The sequence below is a fragment of the Ruegeria sp. CE9 genome, from assembly GCF_056537425.1.
Genome location: NZ_JBQFRO010000135.1, coordinates 1 through 556, shown reverse-complemented (window position 1 = coordinate 556; position 556 = coordinate 1). Strand labels below are relative to the sequence as shown.

Below are 556 nucleotides of genomic sequence, written 5' to 3'. Positions count from 1 at the left end.
AATATAGCGCAAATTTCTCGGCCAAAGTGCCGGCGCTGCGCCGCTTGTTCGATAAATCCAAATTCGCGATTTCGACTGAGGAAACACGCTATTATCTCAACGGCGTTTATTTCCATATTGCCGAAGGTGAAGAGGGACGGATGCTGCGCGCGGTTGCCACAGATGGTCACCGCTTGGCGCGCGTGGATACCGAGTTGCCCACAGGTGCCGAGGCCATGCCCGGCGTGATCGTGCCGCGCAAAACCGTGGGTGAAATCCGCAAATTGTTGGAAGATGACGATGCGGTGATTGCGGTTTCCGTATCTGAGACAAAAATTCGGTTCGCTACACCTGAGATCACGCTGACCTCGAAGGTGATTGATGGAACCTTCCCTGATTATCAGCGCGTGATCCCATCGGGAAACACTCGCAAATTGGAGGTGGATGCCTCTGAATTCGCGCGTGCAGTTGATCGTGTTGCCACAGTGTCGTCCGAGCGCTCACGCGCGGTGAAACTGTCCCTTGATGAGGATCGTTTGGTTCTGTCGGTGAATGCCCCAGATGCAGGCGCGGCCGA

Annotated in this window: 1 protein-coding gene; it reads left to right on the top strand. The window is 55.2% G+C overall.

Features of this window, described 5'->3' with window-relative positions:
* The coding region (gene dnaN, locus ACR0B3_RS24500) for a DNA polymerase III subunit beta (RefSeq protein ID WP_480811311.1) at positions 1-556 on the top strand (556 nt) is incomplete at both ends.